Origin of the sequence: Dehalobacter sp. (assembly GCF_030063005.1) — a bacterium.
GTDB lineage: Bacteria > Bacillota > Desulfitobacteriia > Desulfitobacteriales > Syntrophobotulaceae > Dehalobacter > Dehalobacter restrictus.
Window position 1 is genome coordinate 34,590 of record NZ_JAPDHR010000004.1, and the last position, 19,371, is coordinate 53,960.

Annotated in this window: 16 protein-coding genes; 3 read left to right on the plus strand and 13 right to left on the minus strand. The window is 46.4% G+C overall.

Features of this window, described 5'->3' with window-relative positions:
• Positions 1 to 72: 72 nt before the first annotated feature.
• Positions 73 to 1,158, minus strand: a complete 1,086-nt coding sequence (locus OKX56_RS01515) for a MinD/ParA family protein (RefSeq protein ID WP_019225360.1) — start codon at positions 1,156 to 1,158, stop codon at positions 73 to 75.
• Positions 1,159 to 1,339: 181 nt separating this feature from the next.
• Between OKX56_RS01515 and OKX56_RS01520 the strand changes: the two genes are divergently transcribed.
• Positions 1,340 to 1,717 carry an HsmA family protein gene (locus OKX56_RS01520; RefSeq protein WP_019225359.1) on the plus strand — a complete coding sequence of 126 codons (378 nt, stop codon included), beginning with the start codon at positions 1,340 to 1,342 and terminating at the stop codon, positions 1,715 to 1,717.
• A gap of 12 nt (positions 1,718 to 1,729) precedes the next feature.
• Here OKX56_RS01520 and OKX56_RS01525 read toward each other — a convergent pair whose 3' ends face one another.
• From OKX56_RS01525 to trxB, 12 genes are all read right to left on the minus strand, one after another.
• Complete coding sequence (locus tag OKX56_RS01525; protein WP_019225358.1) at positions 1,730 to 2,491, minus strand: DeoR/GlpR family DNA-binding transcription regulator; 762 nt, start codon at positions 2,489 to 2,491, stop codon at positions 1,730 to 1,732.
• A 94-nt stretch (positions 2,492 to 2,585) separates the two neighbouring features.
• A complete protein-coding gene (gene pyk, locus OKX56_RS01530) occupies positions 2,586 to 4,313 on the minus strand; it encodes a pyruvate kinase (protein WP_026071839.1) in 1,728 nt (575 codons plus the stop codon).
• Between the two features lie 247 nt (positions 4,314 to 4,560).
• Positions 4,561 to 5,571, minus strand: coding sequence for a type I glyceraldehyde-3-phosphate dehydrogenase (gap, locus tag OKX56_RS01535; protein WP_019225356.1), 1,011 nt, complete (start codon positions 5,569 to 5,571; stop codon positions 4,561 to 4,563).
• A 216-nt stretch (positions 5,572 to 5,787) separates the two neighbouring features.
• Entirely contained in the window at positions 5,788 to 6,321 is a 534-nt protein-coding gene (locus OKX56_RS01540) for an HD domain-containing protein (protein ID WP_019225355.1), read from the minus strand.
• Positions 6,272 to 6,997 (minus strand): putative ABC transporter permease, encoded by a 726-nt coding sequence (locus OKX56_RS01545; RefSeq protein WP_019225354.1) that lies wholly within the window; start codon positions 6,995 to 6,997, stop codon positions 6,272 to 6,274. The genes OKX56_RS01540 and OKX56_RS01545 overlap by 50 nt, the downstream gene beginning before the upstream one ends.
• Before the next feature lie 79 nt (positions 6,998 to 7,076).
• Entirely contained in the window at positions 7,077 to 7,826 is a 750-nt protein-coding gene (larB, locus tag OKX56_RS01550; RefSeq protein ID WP_019225353.1) for a nickel pincer cofactor biosynthesis protein LarB, read from the minus strand.
• Positions 7,827 to 7,843: 17 nt separating this feature from the next.
• The gene (locus tag OKX56_RS01555) at positions 7,844 to 8,848 is read right to left on the minus strand and encodes a M42 family metallopeptidase (protein ID WP_019225352.1); all 1,005 of its coding nucleotides are present in this window, start codon (positions 8,846 to 8,848) and stop codon (positions 7,844 to 7,846) included.
• A gap of 162 nt (positions 8,849 to 9,010) precedes the next feature.
• Positions 9,011 to 10,066 carry a M42 family metallopeptidase gene (locus OKX56_RS01560; protein ID WP_019225351.1) on the minus strand — a complete coding sequence of 352 codons (1,056 nt, stop codon included), beginning with the start codon at positions 10,064 to 10,066 and terminating at the stop codon, positions 9,011 to 9,013.
• Between the two features lies 1 nt (position 10,067).
• A complete protein-coding gene (locus OKX56_RS01565; protein WP_034361939.1) occupies positions 10,068 to 11,126 on the minus strand; it encodes a zinc-binding metallopeptidase family protein in 1,059 nt (352 codons plus the stop codon).
• Between the two features lie 38 nt (positions 11,127 to 11,164).
• Positions 11,165 to 13,192 (minus strand): PASTA domain-containing penicillin-binding protein, encoded by a 2,028-nt coding sequence (locus OKX56_RS01570; RefSeq protein WP_019225349.1) that lies wholly within the window; start codon positions 13,190 to 13,192, stop codon positions 11,165 to 11,167.
• 413 nt (positions 13,193 to 13,605) lie between these two features.
• Positions 13,606 to 14,031, minus strand: a complete 426-nt coding sequence (locus tag OKX56_RS01575; RefSeq protein ID WP_019225348.1) for a LysM peptidoglycan-binding domain-containing protein — start codon at positions 14,029 to 14,031, stop codon at positions 13,606 to 13,608.
• A 90-nt stretch (positions 14,032 to 14,121) separates the two neighbouring features.
• Positions 14,122 to 15,036, minus strand: a complete 915-nt coding sequence (gene trxB, locus OKX56_RS01580; protein ID WP_019225347.1) for a thioredoxin-disulfide reductase — start codon at positions 15,034 to 15,036, stop codon at positions 14,122 to 14,124.
• A gap of 197 nt (positions 15,037 to 15,233) precedes the next feature.
• Here trxB and OKX56_RS01585 point away from each other — a divergent pair, with 197 nt between their 5' ends.
• The gene (locus OKX56_RS01585; protein ID WP_019225346.1) at positions 15,234 to 18,104 is read left to right on the plus strand and encodes a UPF0182 family membrane protein; all 2,871 of its coding nucleotides are present in this window, start codon (positions 15,234 to 15,236) and stop codon (positions 18,102 to 18,104) included.
• Between the two features lie 28 nt (positions 18,105 to 18,132).
• Complete coding sequence (locus tag OKX56_RS01590; RefSeq protein ID WP_019225345.1) at positions 18,133 to 19,365, plus strand: mechanosensitive ion channel family protein; 1,233 nt, start codon at positions 18,133 to 18,135, stop codon at positions 19,363 to 19,365.
• Positions 19,366 to 19,371: the final 6 nt, after the last annotated feature.

The following is a 19,371-nucleotide window of genomic DNA, read 5'->3' on the forward strand; positions in this document are numbered from 1 at the left end:
AGCCTTAAGAAAATACAGGAATTTTCCAATTCATTGGCTCACACGTTTATTCCTTGAGAAATTCCTTATATTCTAGGCAAAATTTCTTTTAATTTTATTGATAAAGGACAAAATTCCCGTGGACCTTTCATGGGTGACTCTTTTCCCAAGAAGCGTTTTGGCGATGCTGAGGACCTGAACTGCATATTCAGAATTAGGCTGGGATAAAAATAAGGGGTTTTGACTCTTTAAGGATTTTGTGACTTTTTTGTCATCGTAAATCCAGCCAAGCAGTTCCGGCTGCAGCTTGAGATATTTGGACGAAGCTTTCTTAAATGTTTCACAGCACTTTATCGCTTCGGCTTCATCTTCACAGCGATTGATCACCAGGTAAGGACGGATATTCGAATTGCGGTACGCCAGCGCTTTGGTCAGTCCGTATGTATCCATCATCGCGTGCGGTTCTGTGGTGGTAACCAGCAGCAGGTCATCCGCAGCCTCCAAAAATTTAAGTACGACTTCCGAAATACCTGCTCCGGTATCGATCAGAAAGATATCGCATTCACCTTCCAGATCCGCAAATCCGGATATGATACGGTTAAACTGAAGAGGACTGAGATTTGTTAATGATGAAATGCCACTTGAACCCGGCAGAAGCTTAATTCCTCCCGGACCGGGAGTCAGAATGTCCTTTAAGGTGCACTCGCCTTTCAGGACATGGGTAAGGTTCAGCGGATTATTCAATTTCAACAATAATTCGACATTGGCCATCCCAATATCGGCATCAAGGATAATGACTCTTTTACCAAGCTGGCTTAAAGCCATACTCAAATTGATAGCGAGTGAAGTTTTACCAACTCCTCCCTTACCGCTGCCGATCGCAATGACTCTGGATTTTTTTTGCTGTCTCTGGACAGTTGGAATCGTAACGCACCAGCTCTGCTGAGCCGGCTGCCGGGAAATCACTTCGGATGTAAGGACGATTTTCGAATCGGAAACCAGCCAGCGTATCACGGTACCAATCGGGATCAGCAGCAGATAACCTTTATGTAAAGTGATTGCCAATTCCAAGCGGTCAGGGAATACATTCTTTATTTCTGCAGTATAGATGTCGTGAAACAATTCGGAGTTAGTCGTAAAATTAAGTTTTTGTCCTGCAAAGAATTGTGGCTGATTCATTAATTTCCTCCTGAATTCTGAACTGCTATATAATTTTCTACAACGAAGGACAAGTTCCCTTCTGCGCAGATAAAAAAAATGATTGCGAGAGATGGGCAATCATTACATATTACCATTTTTACCTCTTTCTGATATGATAGTTACAAAGTAGCATTAACTGGATCATACAGGAGGATTATTAATGAGTACGTATGGTTTAATCGGAATGGTTTTCATTTCTTTAGCTTTACTGATTTACAGCATCGGCGTCTGGAGCGAGCATTTTCAACGCAGACTGAAATGGTGGCATGTCATAACCTTTTATTGCGGCCTGATCTGCGATACCATTGGAACTGGGGCAATGGGACTTATGGTAGGAGGCCTGCTTCAATTCACTTTTCATGGTCTCACCGGTCTCGCGGCGATTATCATTATGTTTTTTCATGCCATTTGGGCAACAGTCGTCTTGATGAAAAACAATGAGCAAATGATTGGTAAATTTCATAAATTCAGTATTCTTGTGTGGGTTATCTGGTTGATCCCGATGATTACCGGTGCAATATTCGGTGCTAGCGTATAAGAAAAGTAATGCTCAGGGAGAAGTAAGCGTGACTTTTACACCATATTGTTCAATTCTTTTTATTTGTTCCGGAGAAGCTCCAGCATCTGTGATAAATTGATTCACTTTTTCCCATTTAGCAAATGTATGGTAGAGAATATGACCAAGTTTCGCACTGTGAGCGACAAGAATAACTTCCCTGGCCGAAGTAATCATGGCCTGTTTGACTTCGGATTCAATCATGCTCGATGTCGAAAGACCTTTTTCCGTGCTGATGCCTGTCGCCGACAGAAACAGTTTATCCGCATAGAAACCATCTAGATTTTCCCTGGTCATCGGCCCCAGCAGCGAATAGGTCGTGCTTTGCACTTCCCCGCCTGTTAAGACGGTCGTGATATCTTCACGCATACTGAGTATTTCGGCAACGGCAAGGGAATTCGTTACAACCGTGCATTTTATGTCAAGGGCGAGCGCAATCGCCAGTGTCGTCGTTCCGGAATCTAGAATTACGGATTCTCCTTCATTAATCAGACCAGCAGCTGCTCGGCCAATGCTAAGCTTTTCACTTTGGGCTTCGCCGATCCGCGTAGTAAAGACGGTATTCTTAATTTGAGGGTTTTGAGGATAAACGGCTTTGCCGTGTTCCCGCTGAATCAAGCCCATCAAAGCAAGCTGTTTAAGATCACGGCGTATGGTCATTTCGGAAACATTAAACTCAGCAGCCAGTTCCGCTACCGTCAAATGCCCGTGTTTTTGGAGCAAATATCTGATTTTTTCCTGTCTGCCCGCTGTCAACTGCCCACCTCCAGCTTTATATATGCATTTCATGCTATTGCCATATTAAAGTTTATTTAAGTATGACAAGGTATTAGATCTGCCAGTTCTTTGTTTATAGTATTGCAACGGAACCCTCATAGACAACGCCGGACAAGGCGTCTACAGTAATTAAAACACCTTCCTGAATCTTCTGTACAGCATCATCCGCTCCGACGATTGCCGGAATCCCATATTCCAAAGCAACGATGGCTGCATGCGAGGTCAGTCCTCCGCGTTCAACCACAACTGCACCGGCTTTCGCCATAACCGGCAGCTGCTCGGCATCGGTAAAAGGTGCTATAAAAATATCCCCTTGGCTGAATTTCTCCGGATCGCTAGCTTTGCTTGCTTTCCCCGAATAAGCTCTTCGTCCGATCCCTGTACCTCTTGCCAGCACATTCCCGACCACCTGGACTTTGATCAGATTGGTCGTGCCAACTTTACCGACCGGGACACCCGCAGTCAGCACAACAACATCGCCGGTTTGAATCAATTTCTGATCCAAAGATCTTGTCACGGCAACGGAAAGCAGTTGGTCCGTTCCTGTACTTTCCGGGACAATGATGGTATGAACACCCCAGCTGAGGGTCAGGCTTCTCGCTACTTCGGGATAAGGCGTTGTTGCGATGATCAACGACTTCGGCCGGTAACGGGAAATCATTCTGGCTGTTTTGCCGGACTGGGTCGGCGTAATGATTGCGGCCGCGTTCAGATCCGCTGCTATGGTATAACTGGCATGACCGATCGCGTCGGCAATATTGCGTCCTTTTTCCAACGGGGCACTGGTCTTAAAAAATATCCCTTCAGCCTTGTGCGCTATTTTATCCATTGTCTGTACCGCTTCGACCGGAAATTCACCGGCTGCAGTCTCACCGGAGAGCATGATCGCGTCCGTGCCGTCTAAAATTGCATTGGCAACATCACTTGCTTCTGCTCTGGTCGGACGCGGCTGGTGCGTCATCGATTCCAGCATCTGCGTCGCTACAATGACTGTTTTGCCCAACGCATTGCATTTGCAAATAATCTCTTTTTGAAAAATTGGGACTTCTTCCACCGGGATCTCCACGCCGAGGTCTCCCCGGGCTACCATAATACCGTCGGCAACTTCCAAAATACTGTCGATATTACGTATGCCTTCATGACTTTCAATCTTGGCGATAATCTTTACCGCAGCGTTCGCTTCCTCGACAACCTTCCGCACTTCCAGAATATCCGAAGCCTTGCGGGTAAAGGAAGCCGCGATAAAATCAATCCCGTTTCGCAGCCCAAACTGAATATCTTCGATATCTTTCAGCGTGAGAGCCGGCAGCTGAATGCTGGCGCCGGGAACATTGACCCCTTTTTGGGATTTTAGCAGGCCCCCGTTCCTGACGATCGTCGTGATTTGTCCATTCTCAGCTGAGGTGACTTCCAGGTCAAGCAGCCCGTCACTCAGCAGAATATGATTTCCGGGCACAACCTCGCTCCAGAGATCCGGATAGGTCACAAAGACCCGCTCAGCTGAACCGAGGCTTTCATCCTGATCAAGCATAAAGCTGCTTCCGTTTTCCAGATGGACCCCTTGCTCAGGAACCAAGCCTGTACGAATCTCCGGACCTTTGGTATCCAGCAGGATCCCCAGATTAACACCGGTTTGTTCTGCAGCAGCTCTGAGGTTCACAATTGTTTTTCCATGCGCCTCATGACTGCCGTGAGAAAAGTTAAGTCTGGCCACATTCATGCCGGACTGAATCAGCTGTCTGATCTTATCCGGATGCTCACTGGCGGGACCGATCGTACAAATGATCTTGGTTCTTCGCATCATATCGCCCTCTCTTACTGAATTTGGCTAACACGACATACTTAATTTGCCTACGAAAAATAAACTGTCATGCAAAGATTCATCTACATTACTCCAGATTTTGTCTGCGTGCCACAATTCCAGCGTCAAGCGAAGCAGGACGCGTAGCGCAGCCGTTTGTGTCAAGGAGGACACAACGGCTGGAAGCGGAATTGTGGCATGCAGACAGGCCCGAGATACTAAAAATGTTATTTACCCAAGATATTAATTAAAACCCGCGGGCAGCCATCATCTTGATCACATCGATCACCCTGTTCGAATAGCCGGATTCATTGTCATACCAGGCCAGGACTTTGACCATCTTATCCCCGATAACCATTGTGGACAGTCCGTCAACAATCGAACTGGCATTATTGCCGTTATAATCGCTCGAAACAAGGGGGAGTTCGTTATAGGAAAGGATTCCTTTAAGCTCACCTTCTGCAGCCTGTTTAAGCTTGGCATTGACTTCTTCCTTCGTCGTCGCTTTGCTGACATTCACAACAAAATCGACCAAAGACACATTCGGTGTCGGGACTCTTACTGCCAGACCATTCAGCTTTCCTTTGAGTTCCGGCAAAACAAGGGCCACAGCTTTTGCCGCTCCTGTGGTTGTCGGGATCATTGATTGGAATGCAGCTCTGGCTCTGCGCCAGTCAGAATGCTCAAAGTCTAGAATTCTCTGGTCATTGGTTACGGAGTGCGTTGTCGTCATCATTCCGTGCTCGATGCCAAATTCTTTCATAATCACTTTCGCAACAGGAGCCAGGCAGTTGGTGGTACAAGAAGCGTTGGAAATGATATGATGTTTGGCCGGATCATATTTGTCGTCATTGACACCCATCACAATCGTGAGATCTTCATCTTTCCCGGGTGCCGAAATAACAACCTTTTTAGCCCCTGCTTTCAGGTGTTTACCTGCGCCTTCCCTGTCCACAAATCTTCCGGTCGATTCAATCACGACATCGACGCCCAGTTCTTTCCAGGGCAGCTCTTCCGGGTTTTTTTCGGCCAAAAGTTTGATGGTGCTTCCTTTGACCTTCATCACACCATCTTCGACGATAACATCGTAAGGCAGTGTACCGTGGGTAGAATCGTATTTCAGCAAATGCGCCAGCATATCTGCTTTGCCAAGATCATTGACTGCAACGACTTCCAAATCCCCTGAAGATTCAAGGAAAGCTCTCATACAAAGCCTTCCAATTCTGCCAAAACCATTGATTGCTACTTTAACGGACATAAATATCATCCTCCAAATGTTTATTTAAACATATATATTCCGTGTAAATGAACATATTCCTGCTTTAAAATGTTAATTCGCACATTTTTGTTTTGAAATTGCATATGAACATAGCGTCCCCAGAAAAGAACAAATCTTTCAGGAAATTTCAAGGATTACTGCATGAAAAAACCAGGATAACCTAATGAGATACTATCCTGGTTTATTATTTTCTCTCTAATTGTGGTTAGTGATCATCAACGTTTTTAAACAATCCTTCCTTGCTATCGCCGATCTTGGAATAATGATTTCAAACAGTGCGCAGTATTTATCTGCGAAGGCGACAACAAACGATTCCGTATAGCGCGGCAGTTTCACAGTTAAGGGCCACATATGCTTGACAATAATGTCCTTTTCCACATCATTCAAAATAAAATACTTTCCGGCATTTTCCAGGGCAGCTGACGGATGGGTAAATCCGTGCAACCCCTTTTCCGGTTTCGTCGTATGCCAGTCATACAGAAAAAAGTCGTGCAGGAGTCCGCCCCGCGCCGCAGACCGGAAGTCGAGCCCCAGTCTACGGCAAAGAATAAAACTGGTGTAGGACACGGAAAAGCTGTGTTCCAGACAGGTAATATGCTTATGATGAATATACTTCTCCATGACATACAGTTTTTCGTTAATGATCAATTCCTGAATACAGTCCCGGTATTCATCGAAATCACTGAAACCTGTCTTTAAGTTCGATCTTAATTTTGTTAAGCCTTTCATTCAGGATGCTCCTTACATCACGGTTAATGATACCCGCATTCAAAACCATCAGGAGTGGAAAAGCCAGAAAAAACCGTTTGTATTTCAATACCTTTTCTCGATATTTGATTACGGGGACGTTGGCATAATTCAGAATGACTTCCCTGAGATTCAGCGCATCGCCGACAGATTTCACTGTATCTGCGAAAAAGTAGACAACAAACGCAATGACCAGATACGCCTTGACTTCCACCGGTATCAAGAATACCCTTGCAGAAATGACCGGATGAACATACTGGAGCAGCACAAAGGCCAGCAAACCCCAGAGTACAGAATATTCCAGACAGATATACCCCTTTAGATTGGCGGTTTTATTGCTGTAGTCCCACCATTTGTAGTGAAATATTTTTTCCAGAAGAAACCCCGTCAGATATTCCAATCCGGTAACAACCAGGACAGCCATCAAAATACTGATCAGTACTGCGGCCGGTGAGCTTCCAAAGACGGAACTCGCCCATTCGGAAGAAAGAAGCACTAAAACAGCGCTGAAACCATAAAGCGGACAAAAGAATCCGGCTAAAAAGCCCCTGTTGATAAATTTTCCATGGACGATGCAGGCAAACCCCGATTCCAGCATCCAGCCTAAAAAAGAATAGATTGTAAAGAATAACAGAATATCCATTCCGCTGCTTCCCATGATTCCCCCTCCTTCCTCCATTTAAGACTAAGATAATTATCGCAATAATTTTACAAATTCTTTTATTTTTTAGGTCTGGTTATATTCCCGCCTGATTAATCAGCGAAGCCAGATACCCGGCTCCAAACCCGTTGTCAATATTAACAACGCCGATTCCTTCCGAGCAGCTGTTCAGCATGGTAAGCAAAGGGGCGAGTCCGCCAAAATTCGCGCCATAACCGACACTTGTTGGGACCGCGATGACCGGACTGGCGGCCAGTCCACCGACAACACTTGGCAGCACGCCGTCCATCCCGGCGACAACAATCAGCACCTTGGCCTGCTGCAGCCGCTCCGATTGGGACAATAGTCGGTGAAGACCTGCTACGCCTGTATCATACATGCGTTCGACCTTATTGCCCATAGCTTCCGCGGTTACAGCTGCCTCTTCGGCAACTGGCAGATCTGAAGTACCTGCACTCACAACGAGGATATTGCCAACAGACCTTTGAACCCCTTTTCTGATCACAATCGTGCGGGAGGTTTCATTGAACTCAGTCGACGGGATCTCCCGGCAGACGGCCTCATAGACTTCCCTGCCGGCCCTTGTTGCGAGTACGTTCTGATCGGAAACCTCATGCAGTTTTTTGGCAATCTGAACAATTTGGTCTGTCGTTTTGCCCGGACAAAAGATTGCTTCCGGAAACCCCTTACGATACTGACGGTGAGTATCCAAACGCGCATAGCCCATGTCACAGCTGTACATCTGCTCAAGCTGCTGCAAGCCTTCATCGATTGAAATCTGACTGTCCTGAATCTGATTCAGGATTTGTTTGATTTTATCTTTCATGTTATTCCTACTCTCTCTTATTCAAGTAAGGCAAGCAACAGCGATATACCGGATCTAATATCGTTTTTAGACGCAATTTCCCCTGGCGTATGCAGATGCCGGACTGGAACAGCCAAGCCCCCGGTAGGGATCCCGCCTTTGGTCAGGTGAACTGGTCCGGAATCGGTACCTCCTTTTGTAATGATTTCCCATTGATAGGGTATCTCGTGCTGTTTGGCGATTTCGGCCATCCAGTTTTTAATTTGGGGAGATACGACGATCGATCTGTCCATCACTTTAATCGCAATACCTTTATTCAGAGAAGTCCGCGGCACCTCGTATTCCCTGGGCATATCAAAACTGAACGTCGTATCGATATTCAAAGCGAGATCCGGTTCCAGCGCGTAGGCGGCTGTTTTTGCTCCGCGCGCGCCTACTTCTTCCTGGGCAGTAAACACAAAGTACAAATCATTCTGGCTGCTGACTCTTTTCAATACTTCCAAGGCGATAAAACAGCCTGCCCGGTTATCCAGCGCTTTGGAGATCATACAGTCTTTGGTCTCATGATAAGCTCCGGAGAATACGGCCATATCGCCTTCCCGAACCATCGTTCTGGCCTCTTGTTCACTGGTTGCTCCAAGATCGAGGAACAGCCGTTCCGGTGAATTTTCATCCGGCTTCTTTTTCTCTTCACGGCTGACGACACCTACTGTTCCGTTGGCAAAAACAAAGCGCTGCGCGAGCAGAACATGATCTCGTAAACCGCCAACCGGTGCAAAATACAGATAGCCCTGCTTATTGATATGGGTAACCATGATGCCGACTTCATCCATATGGCAGGCAATCATCATTTTCTTTCCCTGGCCTTTTTTTCTGACAATCAGATTACCCAACGTATCCGTATAAGCGGTATCAGCATCATTTTTTGTCTGGTCTAAAATCAGCGCCGCAACGTTATGTTCTTGGCCTGAAGGACCAAAAGTCTGGGTGAGCTGCTGAAGTAAGGTGAAATCTAAAGAGTCTAAAGGTTTTGTATCTGTCATAAAGAGCCTCCTACTTCTTATCAGGGATTCCATTAGATGTATTTTCTCGGGTAAGTTCGAGGCCCACAATACCGCTTTTCGGCTCTTATGCCATCCTTGGCGCAAAGAGCCGCGCTCCGCATCCAGCTTCGCTTTTCACCGAACTGTGGTCCTCAGACTATATTAAGAAATATTAAAATTTAAGAAATCGTGAATGTCGTTTAAAATGCATTGAAGAAGCTGTATACAGTGCTGATAGTCTTTTAGGCAAATAATGGAGCTCATCGTATGGATATTCCGGCACGGTACACTGAGTGTAATCGTAGGTATGCCGATACCGGCCTGATGGATATTTCCTGCATCATTGGCCGCGGCAGCCCCTTGTCTGAATTGGAGCGGAATATTATTTTTTGCAGCTGCAGCCATCACTTTTTGGACGAGTCCAGGTCTATAGACGGTTGCGGAATCCATCAGCGAACAGGCTGGACCGTTTCCTAGTGTGACAATCCAGTTTTCCCGTTCGGATTCAGTAAAATCTGCAGCGCCTGTCGCCTCAACAACCAGGGCCAGATCTGCCTGAAGATAATTGCTTACCACTTTCGATCCGCGCAGGCCAACCTCCTCCTGTACTGTGAATACAGCTGTCAGATCACAGGGATAATCCTGTTCTAAGAGCTCTATGACCGCCGCGCAGCCTACCCTGTCATCAAGGGCCTTGCCTTTGTACAGTCCTGAACCAATCTCTTCAAATACTGTTGGGAACGTGACGTAATCGCCCAGTTTCACAACATTTTCTACTTCTGCCTTGGAAGATGCCCCGATATCGATGTAGAGATCCTCGATATCCGGGATTTTTTTTCTTTCCTCCGTTTTCTGCAAATGAACGGCTTTCAAACCGATGACGCCTTGCAGACCGCTGTCGAATACGACGGTCTTGGCAATCAAAATTCCCGGTTCAACACCGCCGACGGTCTGAAACTTCAGATAGCCATCCGTAGTAATTTCCGTAACCATCAGGCCGATTTCATCCATATGGGCGCAGACCAGGACTTTTGGCAAATTTTCACCGAATTCTTTGCCGGCCCCTTTCTTCTCTACCAGCAGGTTTCCTATATGATCCGTCCTGCACGAATTCAAATTTTCTTGGAGTCGGTCTTTAAGATGTTCCAGGATAAAATCCCTGACAGTCTTTTCATTACCGGATACGCCGTTAAGCTCAGATAATTCTTTTAACAGCATGTTAGATTTCCTCCAATTCTTCCGGCAACGATGTAATGAAATACGCCAGCAGCTTGCCGCATTCAACAATATCCTGCAGCGAGGCCGTCTCGACGGATGTATGCATATACCGGAGAGGTATGGACACCAACCCGGTCGGTATGCCGTAACCGGTCAGCTGAATCACTCTGGCATCGGTGCCTGTCGCTCCTGGAACTGCCTGCCGCTGACAGACAATCCTGTTCTGCTGCGCACTGTCGGAGAGCCTGGCGTAGACCCAGGGATGGATATTCGGGCCTAGACTGATCACCGGTCCTTTCGCCAGTTCAGCGGAAACCTGACTTTTGGTATCCAGCGTTTGGGCATGCGTCACATCAACGGCAACTGCCAGCGACGGCAAAAGCCGCTCCGAGCTGGTAAGCCCTCCTCTTAAACCCACTTCCTCCTGAACCGTAGCGACCGCTACCACATCATGCTGATGTTTCATACCCATCAGTTCGTTCAGGCATACCGCCAGTACTGCGACTCCAGCTCTGTCGTCAAGCGCTTTGCCGGATATTCTGTCGTTAAGCAGCTGCAGCGGGCCCCTTTTGATGCTGGCGATATCTCCCGGTTTAACCATTTGAGCTGCCGCTGCATCATTAAAACCGATATCGATCACCAGGTCCTCTATATCGAGGGTCTGCCGCTTCTTGCTGTCCTTGTGGGAAGATCCCAGGCAAACTACGCCACGCAGATCTTCCTTTCCGTGTACCAGGATTTCCTGATAAAGCAAGGTTCTCTGGTCAATTCCGCCGAGCGTGGCAAAGTGTAAAAATCCTCTTTCATCAATATGGGTGATCATCAACCCGATCTCATCGATATGGGCAGCGAGCATTACGGAATGTTTCCCGCTGTGCTCTCCTTTCTTAACCGCATAGAAATTGCCGATAAAATCAGAGAAAGTCTCTGTCGATAGTGGCGCAAAAATATCCTGAAGTGTTGTTTTTAAACCCTGTTCATATCCGGAAACACCTGTCATTTCCGTCAACGAACAGGTAAGTTCCCGCGCAAGCTCGAAGGAATTTTTTAACACGTGCATCTTCCTTTCCTTAGTACCCTGTTAGCCCTCAATCGAAGCTACTCACCTGTCCCAAACAGAACTTCGATCGTATCTCCCCGATTGACAACTTTGCCGGCCTCCGGTGACTGCTTATAGGCGAGGCCGCTGCCGCCAAATTCATAGCGCAAATCCAGTTTTCCTAGTAATTCGCCGGCTTGTCTGATGGTCAGTCCTTTCAGATCTGGTACAAGCACTTCGCCTTCTCCAGCCTGTCTGGCAGGGGGACTGTTCTTGTCTGCTTCCGTATTACCATTTTTCGCGGCCGCTTGCTCCGCCAGAACGTCAGGGTCAACCTTGGTAAGATCACTCGGGGTCTCAGCGGAAACCGGCACGCCATAATATTGTAAAGTGCCCTCGATAATATTTTTAACGCGTGGTCCACCGAGTGTTCCCCCCTGGATGACCGGTGCATGCGGTGTATCAATAACGACCAGTACGGCGATCTTTGGATCGTTGGCCGGAGCATAGCCGACAAAAGAGACGATATAATCGGTATCCGAGTACTTCCCGGTTTCAGGATCAATTTTCTGGGCTGTTCCCGTTTTGCCGGCAACTTTGATACCGGGAATTTTAGCCCGGCTTCCGGTACCGCTGTCTACGACACTCACGAGGATATCGCTCATGGTCTTGCTGGTTGTCTTGGAAATAACCTGACGGACAATCTTCGGCTGGGTTTTACTGACGATCTCCCCGTCCTTATTCTTAATGTTTTCTACAATATACGGCTGCATGAGCTGGCCTCCGTTGGCCACCGCACAGATCGCCGTTAAGAGCTGGATCGGGGTGACAAGGTTGGCCTGACCGAACGACATGGTCGCCAGTTCAAGGCTTTTGACCCTGCTCTTGTCAATCAAAAGGCCCCTTTCTTCACCGGAAATATCAATATCTGTCAGACTTCCGAAGCCAAAAGACTTTAAGTATGTATAGAATAGGTCTCTGCCTAGTTTTTGTCCGACCTGGGCAAGTACAACGTTGGAAGACAGCTTCATGCCATCGACGAAAGTAATGTTGCCATGCGCCTTTTTGTCGGAATCCCAGTTTGTGATCCTGCGGCCCCCGACAACCCAATAGCCCGGATCTTTGAAGAGTTGGGTCGTATTAATGGCATTTTCTTCGAGTGCTGCCGATCCGGTGATGATTTTAAACGTGGACCCGGGTTCATAAATCATGCTGATGGCCAGGTTTTTCCTTTGATCCGGTTTGGTGGAGGCATAGTTGCTCGGATCATAGGACGGTCTGGAGCCCATACCGAGTATTTTGCCGGTCTTGGGATCCATGGCCAGGATAACCGCTCTCTGTGGCTTGGTTTCTGCGACAATATCATCCAGTTCGTGTTCAATGAGATGCTGAATGGTGGAATCGAGGGTCAGGGTTAAATTGTCCCCTGACTGTACATTATCCTGAATCTCATTGTTTTGATCCGTTTCTACCGGATTCTCTAGATTTGCTTCCCCTTTAAGCTCGGCGTTGTAGGAATACTCCAGACCTTCAACCCCGTCTCCAGCCATATTGACAATACCAAGGATCGCCGCTCCCATCTCCCCTGCCGGATAGCTTCTTTTATAATTATCACTGAAGCCGATCCCTTGAATATCAAGTTCTTTAATTTTTTCCGCCGTACTGATATCTACCTGCCGTTTCAGGCTGACCCATGCCAAGTCTTTTCGCAGTAGGGTAAGAATATCATTTTTATCTTCCCCCAAAATGGCCGCAATATTTTCAGCGATTTTTTCTTTTTTTTGTAATATTTGTTCGCTTGTCAGCGTTTTATCCTTGGCAATGGATTTATCCAGCATTCTCGGATCGGCATAGACATCCTTCACCGGCACACTTTTCGCCAGCACATTGCCCTGTGCATCCATAATGGTTCCCCGCTCATAAAGCATGGTCTGTCTTATCGCCTGGAAATCCGCACCTCTGGCCTTTAACTCTGCGGAATTGATAACCTGGAGGTAAAACAGTCTTCCTAATATTAAAACGCTCAAACCGATGAGCAGGCCATAGATAACCCACTCCCGGTAAAAATACTGCTTCGTTTTTTTCACGGTGTTGTTCCTTTCCTGTCATGATGCTCTGCTTCTATTTTACCATATGTTTTCAAGTTGATAAGATCCAAAACATCAAAAGCTCACATAATCTTAACTATCGATGGCAATTAAATAAAAACCACCTTGCTAAGATCTGTGAGCTTGAATCTATTCTCCCCCAATTAAACGAAAGCATTCAATGTAAATTTTGTCTTTGGCGCTGCAAGAAGAGGAGAAGCGCATTCTTCCTTATATGTCGTATTCATTCCATCCACCAATCATCATAATGATTAAAAATGCCCATGTTTATCGGCATTCACTAGAAAATTCATGAGAAAGACGGCAGCCGGAATGTGTGCACCTTAAGAGCCCTGAATGTGTATCCGGCTGCCGGTTTTGTCCTCCGCACCTGACGCGGGAACATGATTCACTTAATATCTGGGAGGAATAAAAAGTCTTTCACCGGGATAGATAAGATCGGGATTGCCTAGATGGTTATACCCAGCAAGTTCACGCCAATCCAGTCCATATCTCTGCGCAATTTTGTAAACGGTATCCCCTTTTTGAACGACATAAACTTCCGGCAGCGGCTTATGAACCTCCATGTGTTCATAATAAGGTGTACAGCCGCATGGATCGCAGGTATACCCTGACTGCGTCTGCTCCGCATACATGCCTTCAGGACCCATCTGTTCATACTGAGACATCATTTCCGGGTTCATCATGCCCATCATATCCTGCTGGTTCATCATACCAGTCATCTCAGGCTGATTCATCATACCGGTCATATCAGGCTGATTCATCATATTTACAGCCGGCGGCTGATTCATATAGCCGGATTTTCTTCCGAAGTACATCTCCATACCTCCTTTTTGTTATAGGATATGGAGAAACACTGCTAAAGTGTCTGTACATGGTAATAATTGTCTGATTATTTTTACGTGTTTCTATTCCATTTTCGCCAGAAACTTTTCAACCTGAACTGCCGCAAGCGCTCCATCCCCGACTGCGGTTGCAACCTGCCTCAAAGGGGTATTACGGATATCTCCGGCCGCATAGACCCCAGTAATATTTGTTTTCAGCAAAGCATCTGTGATAATATACCCATATTGATCGACTTCAAAGTATTCTGACGTAAACTTGGTATTTGGTTCGGTGCCGATATAAATAAAGACACCGTCAACCTCGATTTCTTCCACAGCCCCGGAACCGGCATTCTTAAGAATTATTTTTTGTACTTTATCCTTACCGGCGATCTCCTGGACAACACTATCCAGGACAAACTTAACCTTCGGGTTTTCTTTCGCCCTCTGGGCTGCGATCTGCGAAGCTCTGAATTCTTTTCGGCGATGAACAATATAGACTTCAGATGCAAACTTTGTCAGGTAGACACCTTCCTCAAGCGCGGCGTTTCCGCCGCCGATGACAGCGACTTTCTTTCCTTTATAAAACGCCCCATCACAAGTGGCACAATACGATACGCCGCGTCCGTGAAAGGTATCTTCTCCCGCTACGCCCAAAAAACGCGGCTTGGATCCGGCAGCAATGATCATCGCTTTCGCTTCGAGGGTTTGCTGTCCGGTCACAACCGTCTTCATTTCTTTCTGAAGATCCAGTTGCAGGACCGGTTCGAAAATGAATTCGGCGCCCTGATTCATGGCTTGTTTATAAAAAGCATTCATCAAATCGAAGCCGGTAATCCCTTCCGGAAATCCCGGATAATTTTCAATTTTTTCTGTTGCCGCTGCCTGCCCGCCCGGCATCATGGATTCGACAACTGCTGTTTTTAATCCGCCCCTTGCCGCATAAATGGCCGCCGTAAGCCCTGCGGGGCCGCCTCCGATAATAATCAGATCATACATTGCTGCACCAACCTTTTGTTTTATTCTCAGGTTAATTTCTTGTTTATTAAAAGTATAGCTCAGAAATTTATTTTCAGGAAGCCAATAAGATGAATTTTATGATAAACTATGAATATATTGCCAACAACAAAAAATAAATGAAGCAGAAGTTTACATATATTTTTTGTGATTTGAACAATTTAACTCAGGAGGGAAATATGCGCGGAAAATCTATTTTTAAACCTGTTCTCAAGGTACTCGTTTTACTCATCATTATTATTGCTGTGCTTTCGGCCTTGAGCGGATTCTACGAAGACTGGCTGTGGTTTACCGACTTAGGGTACGCAACTCTTTTCTGGACACCGTTCTTCAGCAAAGTACTCATTCAGGCCATTAACGGAACGATGTTGTTTTTAGTGATTTTCGTGACACTGATGTCGGGAAGACATGCGTTTACTACGTTTTACAATGAAAGATTCCGCAAAAGGATCAGACTGGTCGAAGAGGTCAATCTTCCGCCTGCTGTCAGTCCGCGCAGGGTTACCGTTTCCCTGCTTGTCTTATCTGCCGTGGTCAGTATTATTGTGAGTTTCATCGTCGGTTTTACCGGCTGGCTTGATTTTCTGTCCTTTGTGAATGCCTCTTCCTTTCATTATTCCGACCCGCTGTTTAATCAGGATCTTGGTTTCTTTGTGTTTAAACTTCCTTTCTTTGAGACCATTTATAACGCGTTTTTCTCCCCAATCCTTATTTTAACCCTGTTTACCGCGCTTTTTTATATTATGACCGGGGTCGTCCGCTTCCATTCCATCCGGTTTTGGAAGAAAGATGCTGTTGTAATCAGTCCCACAGCCAGAAGGCATCTTGGAATCCTTTTAACCCTTCTTTTTGCGCTGAAAGGCTTTGGCTACTATATCAGCGCCTATGAAATCGTTTACTCGCATCGAGGTCACGTCGTCGGTGCCGGATACAGCGACATTTACGCTTCGCTTCCAGTCTTTAAAATCCTCGTCGTTGTGAGCCTGGTCTGTTTCCTGTTTTCCCTTATCGCTTTTTTCCGAAAAGATTCCCGTTTGTTGACCCTGCCGGTCTCGTTTTTGATTGTCTTTTCGTTTTTCACTTCCGGTATCTTTCCTAGCATGCTCCAGTCCCTGGTTGTCGTTCCAAACGAGTTGCAAAAAGAAGCGCCGTATATTGCCAGTGAAATCCAAATGACCCGCTACGCCTACGGTTTGGATAAAATTAAGGAGCAGGATTACACCGGGGTTGAGACGGTTACTGCACAAGACTTAAAAAACGAACTCGGAACGCTGAATAATATCCGCCTGAATGATCCCCGCCCCATGCAGCAGATCTACGCGCAAAAACAAGGGATACGCCAGTACTATAAATTTAATGATATTGATGTGGACCGCTACAAGATTGGTGATACATATCGCCAGGTAATGCTCTCGGCGAGGGAAATTTCGCTTCAGGACCTCGATCCGAAAGCCTTGACCTTTGTTAACACCCGGTTTAAATACACGCATGGTTTCGGCTTAACCGCTTCGTTCGCCAATGCTGTCACCACCAAAGGGCTTCCTGCTTTTGCAGTAAGCAATGTGCCGCCGCAAACAGACTATACGGAACTGAAGATTACCGAACCGCGAATCTACTTTGGCGAACTGACGAATGACTGGGTCGTCGCCAACACCAAATCCAAAGAATTTGATTATCCCCTAGGCAATGAAAATGCGGAAAGCAGCTATACCGGCAAGACAGGTATCCCATTTACTGCCTTTAACAAACTGATGCTGTCTCTTCATCAGATGACCCCGCGTTTTTATCTAGCCGGAGAAGTAACTTCGGAAAGCAAGCTTCTTCTGTACCGGAATGTTCTGGAGCGGGCCAAGAAATTGGCGCCGTTTCTGACCTATGATAACGATCCTTATACAATCATTGACAACGGCAAGATTAAATGGATCATTGATGCCTATACGACAACGAACAGCATTCCTTACTCCAGCAAATACTCCACCCAGGATTTTAATTATATCCGCAATTCCGTTAAAGTCGTTGTCGATGCTTATGACGGGACTGTTGATTTCTACGCGGTCGACAAAGAAGATCCTATTCTTCAGACCTATCAAAGGATTTTCCCGGGTGTATTTAAAAGTATTTCGGAAATGCCCTATTCTATAAAATCGCACCTGCGCTATCCGGAAACAATGTTCAAAATCCAGTGTGACATGCTGAACACGTTTCATATGACCAACACCAAAGTATTCTATAATAAAGAAGATGCCTGGAACGTTGCAAAGGAAATTTACGGTTCATCGGAACAAAATGTGGAACCCTATTACGTGATCATGAAACTGCCCGGGGAAACGAACGAAGAATTTGTACTGATGCAGCCTTTTACCCCGGCCTCAAGTACTACGAACAGTCGGAATAATCTTGTCGCTTGGCTCGCCGCCAGGATGGACGGCGAGAATTACGGCAAACTCGTCTTATATAAAATGCCTAAAAATATGGAGATTGACGGTCCATTCCAGGTTGAGTCCAGAATCGATCAGGATCCCGTAATTTCCCAACAGTTTGCATTATGGAACCAAAAAGGATCGAGCGTTCTCAGGGGAAATCTCCTGGTATTGCCGATTGGCGGGAATTTCCTGTTTGTGGAGCCCATTTATCTGCAGTCCACGACCAACAGCAGTATTCCTGAGTTGAAACGCGTGGTTATCGTCTATGAAGATAAGATTACGATGACCGAAACGCTTGAAGAAGGACTGAAGGAAATCTTTGGCCGTTATATCCCATCTTTGGATACGCTGCAGGAAACGCCTGTTGATAATGCAGGAAATCCTGATCAGACAAATGCAACAGATACCACGAAAACAGAGCTGCAAAGTGTACTGGACCAGATTAAGCAGATTAGGGAAATGCTTGACGCCTTGGAAAATCAGCTCACAACCATCAATAACAAAGGCCTTACTGTGGACAGCGGATTGGATACCAGCCAGGCGCTTCCAACGGATGATAATGCTGGTAATGCCTCCGCCGGCTCTGCTAAAGATACAGCTAAAGCTACCGTGAACGCGGGCCGATAGGCACATCCACATTTGAAAGGTAGTGCGTATGATATTCAATCTGGATCAATGGCTGATTTACAAAGGAATTGAAGAAACGGCTGCAGTCCTGATCGCGAATGCTGCAGCGGTGGTTATGATTCTGTTGATCAGTATTTTGGCCTTCATCGTTACAAAGCAAGTTTTCCTGCGAATCCTTGCTTTCTACATCCATCGAAACAAAATCCTCTGGGATGATAAGCTTCTTGGCAGGAAAGTCTTCAGACGCCTGGCGCATATGATCCCGGCAATTGTAATCTACGCCGTAGCCGGACTGTTCCCGGAATATTCCGTTTCCATTCAAAAAATAGCGATTATTTACATCATCGTGGCCGGCACATTGGCCATGCTTGCTTTGCTTGACGCGATTGACGATATTTATCAGACTTTTGAAGCTTCCCGTTTCAAACCGATCCGCAGCATCGTCCAGGCCCTGAAAATAGTCGTCTGGATCATCGGTGGCATCTGGATCATTTCTACGATTATTGACCGTTCCCCTCTCCTTCTGCTAAGCGGAATTGGAGCAGTAACGGCAATCATTCTCTTGATCTTCAAGGATTCTCTTCTGGGTCTGGTAGCGGGGATTCAACTGTCTTCCAATGATATGCTCAGGATCGGTGACTGGATAGAGATGCCCAAGTACGGTGCTGACGGTGACGTTACGGACATTTCCCTGAACACCGTCAAAGTCAGAAACTTTGATAATACGATTACAACGATTCCATCGTATACCCTGATCTCCGATTCCTTTAAAAACTGGCGTGGTATGCAGGAATCCGGCGGCAGAAGAATTAAGAGGTCCATTTTTATTGACAGTTCCAGCATCCGTTTCTGCACCGATGATATGCTGGAGAAGTTCAAGGAATTCCGATATCTTTCTGAGTATATCAAGAATAAAAAACTGGAACTCGAGAAATACAACCTGGAACATAACATTGATCCTGCTCAGCTCGTAAACGGCAGAAGACTTACCAACATTGGTACATTTCGGGCCTACCTTCAGACCTATCTTGAAAACCACCCGGAAATCCACCCGGAAATGACCCGGATGGCACGTCAGCTTCCGGTGACCGAGTACGGGATTCCGATCGAAATCTATGCGTTTACCAAGGATACATCCTGGGAAAGCTATGAAACCGTCCAGGCCGATATTTTTGACCATATCCTGGCCATTGTCCCGGAGTTTGAACTGCGGATTTATCAGAGCCCCACCGGCTACGATCTGCGGCATATGGGGCTGTAACTGCTT